Source organism: Enterococcus sp. DIV1298c (assembly GCF_017316315.1).
Lineage (GTDB): Bacteria > Bacillota > Bacilli > Lactobacillales > Enterococcaceae > Enterococcus_B > Enterococcus_B mangumiae.
Map to the genome: position 1 here is coordinate 44,545 of NZ_JAFLWG010000021.1, position 8,300 is coordinate 52,844.

Consider the following 8,300-nt stretch of genomic DNA (forward strand, 5'->3'; position numbering starts at 1 on the left):
TTACATGAAAGCTTAAATTCTATGCAAAGGGGTACCAAAAGGGGAACCAAAAAGAAAAAAGAAAGCTATCCAGCAACAGCCAGATAGCTCAAAAACGTTGATATAAAGGAAGGTACGGGACTTGAACCCGTGCACCACATTACTGCGGCTCGCCGGATTTCGAGTCCGGTGCATTACCACTCTGCCAACCTTCCATGCCTACTATTTTTAATCTTTTTCCATAAAATGTCAAGAGAAATTCTAGCGCTGATTTCAAATATATTTGTTTTCTAAAACCACGTTTACACATCACTATTGTTATGTTCAAATACAGAAAACTTTAAAACCACTTTATAAAAAAAACTTCCTCTCTGAGTTTATACTCTCAGAGAAAGAAGTTTACTGCATTATTCTAACGGATTTTTTCTGGATTTTCGATTGCCAATACAGAATCGACCGTTGTTTTGATGATCGAAATGATTTGCTCTTCTGTCGGATGCATAATACTAGAAGACATCAGTGAAGCGATCCCAGTAATCGTTACCCAAGTACCAGTATGAAGTGCATCAATATACTCTTCTGATAAATCTTTGTATCGTGCGTCTTCTTTCAAAAGCTTACGGAAATAATTATAAGAAAAATCATGCATCTTTTGACCATTTCCATGCTCATCGATATATAATGCCATATAAAGGCTATGGTTTTTCTTAGCAAAATAAATGTAATTAAGCCCTAAGTCGATAATCTTATCTCCTGTACGCTCAACAGGAAACACTTCTTCTTCTAACTGTTGGAAGATAACATCTAATAGCGTATTCTTCAAATCTTCCATATTCTTGAACTCTAAGTAGATCGGTTGAGTCGATATTCCCATCTTCTTAGCAATGTTTCTTGCAGTGAAACCTTTGAATCCTTCTTTAGCAACAACTTCGTATGCAGCTTTCAGAATTTGATCCTTCGTATAGACTTTTCTTCTCATAATAAAACTCCCCCACTTCATGCTACAGTCTGTGTTCTTTTATTTTAACCGATAATGATTCATTTTTGCAAATAATATACCTAAATTGTTATATTTTAAAGCATTTATGTGTTTTTTATTGGATTTTCTCAATTTTCTAACAATTTTCCCGCCAAATTTGTTTCCCCTTACAATTTTTGATTTTATGTTGAATTTAAGTTGACCAAAAGTTTTCTTTCAAGTTATAGTTAAATAAAAAGGAAAAGAAGGTGTGTAATGAAGAATAAAAGTGACGTTATTTATATTCATCCTAAAAAAAGAATCATTTCTCAAAGGAAAAACTATTTTTACCTTATTTTTACAGGCGTGTTTTTTTTGATTATTGGATTGCTTAGCGATTCTTTATCGAATAACCTCGTAGGATTAATGGTCATCATGACCTCCCCCAGTAATCTTTTAACAGACTATATTGCTTTAGGTGGATTTGGAAGCGCATTTATGAATGTAGGCTTACTTACACTCTCTTCTGTGTTACTCGCCTATCGCCATAAAGTCATGTTGAATGGTGCGATGTTTGCTTCAATCTTGACTGTCGCAGGCTTTTCTTTCTTTGGAAAAAATCTATATAATTCCATCTCGATCATTCTCGGTGTTTATCTCTATGCTCATTTTATGCACAAGCCATTTTCTCAATATGTGATGATTGGCTTGTTCGGTAGCGCACTCTCCCCTGTTGTCAGCTATATTACGTTCGGGATTGGCTTACCTTTGCTTCAAGGTGCCTTTCTTGGGAACTTAGCTGGTTTGATCGTCGGCTTTTTATTGCCGATCTTAGCAGTTCAAACACTTACTTTTCATCGCGGTTTTACACTTTACAATATTGGCTTTACATCCGGCTTGATCGCGATGTTAGTAACAGGCATTCTCCGGCAATTTAGTTACTCGATCGAAGTTCAATCGATTCTTTCAACGGATCATCACCGTGAATTGACCTGGATCATTTTTCTATTCTTTTTATCAACTGCTCTTTGCGGTTTCTTCTTCAACTCATTTAAGTTGAAAGGCTTGCGTGAAATTTTTGAATCATCAGGGAAACTAACAACGGATTTTATTGGTACTGCTGGTATCGGTGCTACTTTGATCAACATGGGCTTAGTTGGCTTGTTACTTTTGTCTTACGTCTTGTTGATCGGTGGGGTATTGAATGGGCCCGTGACTGGCGGGATCATCTCTGTGGCTGGTTTCAGTTCGTTTGGAAGCCACGTAAAAAACTGTTTCCCGATCCTTATCGGTATTTATATCGCTTCTATCTTAGGAACGATGCACGATATGACACAAACGACCATGCTTGTCGCAGCGATTTTTGGCACAGGCTTAGCCCCAATCAGTGGATTTTATGGAGGAGTGTACGGAGTGATTGCTGGCTTTTTACATATTACTCTTGTCCATAATCTCAGTACATTACACGGGGGATTAAATTTATATAATAGTGGATTTTCAACGGGATTCATTGCTGGTATACTAGTGCCTATCCTAGAAAATTTTACGTTTACCGGGAAGGGAAAGAACGCACATGGAAAAAGAGCTATCAAAGAGGATCATTGATGAATTCCTCACGTATTTTTACGAACACGAAATCAATGAGATTCGTATCGGATTAGAATATACCGACGAAGGACTGTATATCGAATTTCAAGGAACCACGATGAATCCGCCAAAAGATTTAAATAATTTAGCAACACTATTGAATACACCTAGAGACCCCAGTATGGAAATCTATTACCACGAACTGCTAGGCACCCCTTCTCACGGTCAAGAATCTTATCGGCTACTTGGAAATTTGATCGATGATGTAGAGATCATGTATGATTCGCCAATTCTGAACATCAAGATTTTTCGTCGAATTGAACTTTAACTTAAATAGGTCACCGAATGAGATCATAAATTTAAGTAAATAAGTCTCTGGTTGGATGTTTTATTTTAACTCATCCTCTATACTTGGTTAGAACTTACAAAATTGTTTGTTGTTTTTCACTTTAAATAGTGGCGAGCGATTACTCACTTCATGTAAAATACAAGTATCAGATGAAAACCTCGAAGGAGTTGACTAGGGATGAACGTTGCAGTATCACGAAAATTAATGAATATCATATCGATCATCGGGATTGGATTCTCAGTGGCAATCACGATTTATTTTATTAATCTAGGCGTATTTAAAGATATAAACGCATTAAAAGGGCTTGTGGGTGATTCAATTATCTTAGGTCCCATTATCTTTATCTTGATTCAAATACTGCAAGTCGTCATACCGATCATTCCTGGTGGGATCAGCACCGCTGCTGGCGTCCTGATTTTTGGTCCTTATGCCGGGTTTATCTATAATTATGTCGGTATTTGTATCGGTTCGATCATCATTTTCTTATTAGGTAGAAAATATGGTAAACCATTTATACTATCGATGATCAGCGACAAAACCTACGATAAATATATCGGTTGGTTGGATAACCAAAGTCGCTTTGAAAAACTTTTTGCACTAGCGATCTTCTTGCCAGTAGCACCAGACGATGCCTTATGTTTGATGGCTGGCTTGACAAACATCTCAGTCAAAAAGTACACTTTGATCATATTGATCGCTAAACCTTTATCGATCTTTTTGTACAGTATGGCATTGATTTATGGTGGCAACTTCCTGACTGGCTTGTTAGGATGATTCCTTAATAGACACACTATGAGTACTGCAATGAATATTTACTGCAGTACTCCTTTTTTATTTTTTGCGTTATAATGTTAGGAGTAGGTGATAGTAATGATCGTTTATATAAAACGTAGTTTAGGAAATGCTTGGGACTTCCTCAAAGGGACGCAAGCTTACTTTCGTGACGTAGTTTTGATGCATGGGTTCATCTTATTTATTTGTTTACCTTTGCTCGGAAGTACAACACGTTTGATTTTACAACGTGGGTCGATTGATTATCTCTCCACTGATAATATCCCCACATTGATTTCACAGCATCCAGTCGTTTTTTTCTCCTTGATCGCTGTCTTGTTGATGATTTTACTCCTAGTTTATTTTGAGTTCACTTTTTTACTGATGAGTGTTTATTTTATCAAAAAACAAGAACCGATATCGTTGAAACAATTACTGCAATTGACGATTCGGCAACTAAAAAAAGTTCGTCCGATGATTTTTTTATTTTTCTTGGCTTACTTCTTTCTGATTTTACCAGTCAGTGGAATGAGCTTTAATTCTGATTTACTTTCTAGAATCAAGATTCCTGCATTTATTATCGACTTTATTTTTGCAAACCGCTGGATCGTCGTCAGCTCTTTTCTTTTGGTTTATGTATTCCTCGGCTATATTGGGATTCGTTTGGTTTTCTCTTTACCAGAAATGATTTTAAGAGACCGTCCTTTTCGTGAAGCCGTTCGAGAAAGTTGGCGGTTGACCAAATCACGATTTTTCGCGATTTCAGGACAGTTCTTGATTATTAGTGGAACGCTTCTCTTGATTTCAACAATCGGTTACTTAGCGATTATCTCTGGTCAGATTTTAGTTGAGACCTATTTTTCTGAGTATTCATTGATCAGTGCTGTGTTTGCAATGACTCTTTTACAAGGCGTCATCTTGTTCAATTTTGTGATGTCGACCGTGGGTATTTTTTATGTCATTGTGGACTTTATGGATGACGAAGGGTTTTTACCCGATATCCCTAGCTGGTTTTCACCACAAGAAGAACCTCAAAAGCATTCTGCTGTAAAGAATACTGCATTGACCTTATTTGCCGTATTTTTTGGTGTCGGTGTATGTATTTACAATATGAACTACTTGGACTCTGCCTCTGAAACAACCCCCCTCACCATTTCTCATCGGGGAGTTAGCTCTGGGAATAGCGCGCAAAATACGATTGCCGCTTTAGAAAAGACGAGTAAAAATTACCATCCTGATTATGTAGAGATGGATGTTCAAGAAACAAAAGACGGCCAGTTCGTTGTGATGCATGACTTCAATCTTAGAAATCTGACAGGAGTCAATAAGGCACCGCAAGATTTGACACTTGAAGAATTAGAAAAATTGACCGTCACTGAAAATGGTGCCAAAGAACCACTAGTTTCATTTGACACATATCTAAAACGAGCAAATGAATTAAATCAGAAATTACTCATTGAAATCAAAACGACTAGAAAAGACTCAAAAGATCTAGTCAAAAATTTTGTTAAGAAATACGAAGAGAATATTTTAACACATGGACATATTTTACAAAGTTTGACTTATCAAACAGTTTCAGAGTTAAAAGCTGAAAATCCAGATTTTTATGTTGGGTATATTTTACCTTTTAATATCATTGGTCCTCCAGTTACCCCAGGTGATTTCCTAACCATGGAATACAGTACGATCAATCGTAACTTTATCGATTCTGCCCATCAAGATGGCAAAAAAGTCTATGTATGGACCCTAAATGATTCAGACGATATGAGCCGAATGATGTTTTATGGCGTAGATGGCATCATTACAGATGATATGCAAGCTTTAAATGCTACGATCAAGAACACAGAAGGCGAAATAACCTACTCAGACAAATTATTAAACTTTGTTCTAGGTGTTGGATAAAACAAAAGCGTATCGCTCACTGTCCGATTGGATAAGTAAGCGACACGCTTTTTAGTTTATCTTTCTCTTGATTCCTTAATCGCCCGAACGACTGCTAAAACAGCGGGAATAGCAGAAATAACTGCTAGAAAAATACCCAATTTACCAGAATTTTTTCTTTTTTGCATAGCGTTTCGCCCCCTTTCTTTTATTATAATGAACTTTGCGAAATATCTCAAAACAAGTGTTTGCTCGTTTAATTCTTGGATTTCCCACTAATTTACTTCTCCCTCCTTTCAATACCAGTAAACCAAACGTCAGATATGACAATATTGTTTGAACATTCTCCCAAGCTGTTCGTGAGTCTTCATTCAAAAACAGCTACACTTAGATCAAAGAGGTGAATAATAATGGTCTATGTACAAACAGGAGTTTTTTTACTATTAATGATTGGTTTATTGATTGGAATCACGGAAAATTAATCGAGATATAACTCTCCCCTTTTATGCAATAGCACTTTGATTGCCCAAATTTTGAAATGGTGCTAAACTTGAATTGTATCCGAAAGTTTCACAGAAAGTTTCATGGATACGTTACTTTTCAAGGAAGGGAGGAAACCTATATGACATTCACAAACACAACTATCAGCTATCGTGTAGCTTTTGATAGCTCGACTAACCGCTTCATGGCAATCGATGCAATGAATGAACAACATGTTGCTTATGGGGTCACCATTGAACAAGCAGTAAAAGCATTACACGAATCTAACTAAGGAGTGTCCCTTTTTCATGCCAGCTGATAATTCTATCAAGAAGTAAAAGACGTTTATGGCCAAGTGAGCCACAGAAACGTCTTTTTTGTTTACTTCAAAAAATATTAAACGCAAGTACTACTTACAATAAAATCCACAGTTTATTTTTTACTCCTCCCCTGCTCCTCTGAAAAATCACGCCATTTTTTTAAACGTACTTTAACAAACTCTGGCACAGGAATCCCTAACTTTCGCAAATTTTCAATCACAGACAAACCATAGATTGCACAATACGAGAACACTAAAGCAATCCCAATTGCTTCAAAACCAGTAATCTTTAAATAAGGATATGCAATCGCAACAATAAGAAAAATCATCACGTACTTGACTAGATCTTTCAGAAAAGATTGTTTGCTACGTTTCTTTTTTTCTGTTTTCAAACAAATTCCGCTAATGAAATCAATACATAGAATCAATAAAAATATCTGAATATACACATTACTCCCAAGATTTTTAAACTCATTCAATACCACAGCATTATCTACGATCATTTCCTCACCCTCTACTTTCCAGATTATTTCCCATTATTTTTTAACTCGGCTTGCTGTACTTCTCAATTGTTTGAAATAGTAAAAATATCATCATCTTTGACACAAAATGACTTTTAAGCTATCATAAAATCAATAAAAGAAAAAGAATACGCTTTAACTTAATTGAACTAGCTTGCTTGAACTTCTAAGTTACTGAATTCTTGTCTTTTTAAATGATTAAACGATTGTATAAGTAAACTATAATAGCATAAAAGCTAATTGTCAACCGAAATAACTTTTAAGCTATCTCAAGATCAAGAAAGGTGGTTCCTCATGACACTTGTTACAAGAATCAAACAATTAGCGGAAGAAAAAAAAGTAACCTTTGCTGAAGTCGAACGTGCCGTAGGAATCTCTAATGGGCAAATCAGACGATGGGACCGTGTTTCGCCAAAGTCGGAAAACTTAAAAAAAGTAGCTGATTATTTTGGCGTAACGACTGATTTCCTTTTGGGCAGCAACCAAGCACCAAAATGGGCAAATACAGACGATCTATTTGAATTGGACAAAATGCTTAATTCAAATGTCAACATGGCGTATGGCGGCGAAACATTGACAGAACAAGAAAAGCAACGTGTAAAAGATGTACTGACCGGGCTTTTCTGGGAATTTCGAAAACGCGACAAAGAGAAGTGAGCGTATATGGAGATGGATATTATCAAACTAGTAAGCGAACTGAAGCGCACCTATGATACTGCCAATCCTTTTGTCATTGCTGAAAAATTAGGAATAGAAATCAGATATGTTTCTTTTCTAGATAATCCAAAAGGACAGTTTCAAGAACTATTAGGCTCCCCTATTATCTTGTTGAACAACTCACTAAAAGAATCAGAAGAACGTTTTTACATTTGCGCCCATGAACTTGGACACGCCTTGTTCCATCGTGAAATCTCAAGTTACTATGTGTCATCCAGAAACTCAAGAAGCAAATCAGAAAGTGAAGCCAACTGCTTCGCTTCCAATCTGATCGTTTCCTTGTATAAGGAAGATACAGAAACCTATCCAAGAGAAGTCGAGGAGCTAACACGACTCTATGGACTTCCGGAGAGTTGTTATCGGTTTTTGATATGAAATGGAATAAACTACAGATTTTCGAAAGATGATACTGTAGTTTATTCTATTTTTTAGATCAAAATCATTTTGGATTGTAAGAATTTACTCAGTGTCGTTAGCAAAAAAATACCGAATCATTATAAGAAAAGGTTTTACCAATCTATTTCTCAAAATTAGTAGTTTTCTCTGGTTCAATTTTGATAAATGATGATAAGTAACGCAATAAAAAAAGTAACATTTCCATCTTATATATAACTATTCTGATTTTTATTTTTTTCATATAAGTAAAGCAGCAACTTCGATAACAATCACAAAATTTCTAATAAAACGAATTTCCCCTCTTCTTATTTACTTTACCTAAATTGTTCATAGTCCTTATAT

Annotated in this window: 9 protein-coding genes and 1 tRNA gene; 7 read left to right on the forward strand and 3 right to left on the reverse strand. The window is 35.9% G+C overall.

Going from position 1 to position 8,300, the window contains the following annotated elements:
• Positions 1-106 precede the first annotated feature (106 nt).
• Together JZO83_RS06095 and JZO83_RS06100 are read right to left on the reverse strand one after the other, a co-directional pair.
• Positions 107-194, reverse strand: a tRNA-Ser gene (locus JZO83_RS06095).
• A 197-nt stretch (positions 195-391) separates the two neighbouring features.
• The gene (locus JZO83_RS06100) at positions 392-958 is read right to left on the reverse strand and encodes a TetR/AcrR family transcriptional regulator (RefSeq protein ID WP_023519894.1); all 567 of its coding nucleotides are present in this window, start codon (positions 956-958) and stop codon (positions 392-394) included.
• 255 nt (positions 959-1,213) lie between these two features.
• Here JZO83_RS06100 and JZO83_RS06105 point away from each other — a divergent pair, with 255 nt between their 5' ends.
• The 5 genes from JZO83_RS06105 (at position 1,214) to JZO83_RS06125 (ending at position 6,297) form a co-directional block, all read left to right on the forward strand.
• Positions 1,214-2,542 carry a DUF1576 domain-containing protein gene (locus tag JZO83_RS06105; RefSeq protein ID WP_206859054.1) on the forward strand — a complete coding sequence of 443 codons (1,329 nt, stop codon included), beginning with the start codon at positions 1,214-1,216 and terminating at the stop codon, positions 2,540-2,542.
• On the forward strand, positions 2,511-2,852 hold the full coding sequence (locus JZO83_RS06110; protein ID WP_206859057.1) for a hypothetical protein: 342 nt from the start codon (positions 2,511-2,513) through the stop codon (positions 2,850-2,852). The genes JZO83_RS06105 and JZO83_RS06110 overlap by 32 nt, the downstream gene beginning before the upstream one ends.
• Positions 2,853-3,050: 198 nt before the next feature.
• Positions 3,051-3,647, forward strand: a complete 597-nt coding sequence (locus tag JZO83_RS06115; RefSeq protein ID WP_206859058.1) for a VTT domain-containing protein — start codon at positions 3,051-3,053, stop codon at positions 3,645-3,647.
• Between the two features lie 99 nt (positions 3,648-3,746).
• On the forward strand, positions 3,747-5,546 hold the full coding sequence (locus tag JZO83_RS06120) for a glycerophosphodiester phosphodiesterase (protein ID WP_207115249.1): 1,800 nt from the start codon (positions 3,747-3,749) through the stop codon (positions 5,544-5,546).
• Positions 5,547-6,147: 601 nt separating this feature from the next.
• Positions 6,148-6,297 carry a hypothetical protein gene (locus JZO83_RS06125; protein WP_206859059.1) on the forward strand — a complete coding sequence of 50 codons (150 nt, stop codon included), beginning with the start codon at positions 6,148-6,150 and terminating at the stop codon, positions 6,295-6,297.
• 140 nt (positions 6,298-6,437) lie between these two features.
• Here JZO83_RS06125 and JZO83_RS06130 read toward each other — a convergent pair whose 3' ends face one another.
• Positions 6,438-6,827, reverse strand: coding sequence for a phage holin family protein (locus JZO83_RS06130; RefSeq protein WP_206859060.1), 390 nt, complete (start codon positions 6,825-6,827; stop codon positions 6,438-6,440).
• A 312-nt stretch (positions 6,828-7,139) separates the two neighbouring features.
• On the opposite strand from JZO83_RS06130, the gene JZO83_RS06135 reads away from it, so the two are divergent.
• Together JZO83_RS06135 and JZO83_RS06140 are read left to right on the forward strand one after the other, a co-directional pair.
• On the forward strand, positions 7,140-7,502 hold the full coding sequence (locus tag JZO83_RS06135; RefSeq protein ID WP_206859061.1) for a helix-turn-helix transcriptional regulator: 363 nt from the start codon (positions 7,140-7,142) through the stop codon (positions 7,500-7,502).
• A gap of 6 nt (positions 7,503-7,508) precedes the next feature.
• The gene (locus tag JZO83_RS06140; protein WP_019722947.1) at positions 7,509-7,937 is read left to right on the forward strand and encodes an ImmA/IrrE family metallo-endopeptidase; all 429 of its coding nucleotides are present in this window, start codon (positions 7,509-7,511) and stop codon (positions 7,935-7,937) included.
• Positions 7,938-8,300 lie beyond the last annotated feature (363 nt).

Coding starts and splice junctions, on each gene's coding strand:
- JZO83_RS06100 (WP_023519894.1), bottom strand. CDS start 958: ATGAGAAGAAAAGTCTATACGAAGGATCAAATTCTGAAAGCTGCATAC.
- JZO83_RS06105 (WP_206859054.1), top strand. CDS start 1,214: ATGAAGAATAAAAGTGACGTTATTTATATTCATCCTAAAAAAAGAATC.
- JZO83_RS06110 (WP_206859057.1), top strand. CDS start 2,511: ATGGAAAAAGAGCTATCAAAGAGGATCATTGATGAATTCCTCACGTAT.
- JZO83_RS06115 (WP_206859058.1), top strand. CDS start 3,051: ATGAACGTTGCAGTATCACGAAAATTAATGAATATCATATCGATCATC.
- JZO83_RS06125 (WP_206859059.1), top strand. CDS start 6,148: ATGACATTCACAAACACAACTATCAGCTATCGTGTAGCTTTTGATAGC.
- JZO83_RS06130 (WP_206859060.1), bottom strand. CDS start 6,827: ATGATCGTAGATAATGCTGTGGTATTGAATGAGTTTAAAAATCTTGGG.
- JZO83_RS06135 (WP_206859061.1), top strand. CDS start 7,140: ATGACACTTGTTACAAGAATCAAACAATTAGCGGAAGAAAAAAAAGTA.
- JZO83_RS06140 (WP_019722947.1), top strand. CDS start 7,509: ATGGAGATGGATATTATCAAACTAGTAAGCGAACTGAAGCGCACCTAT.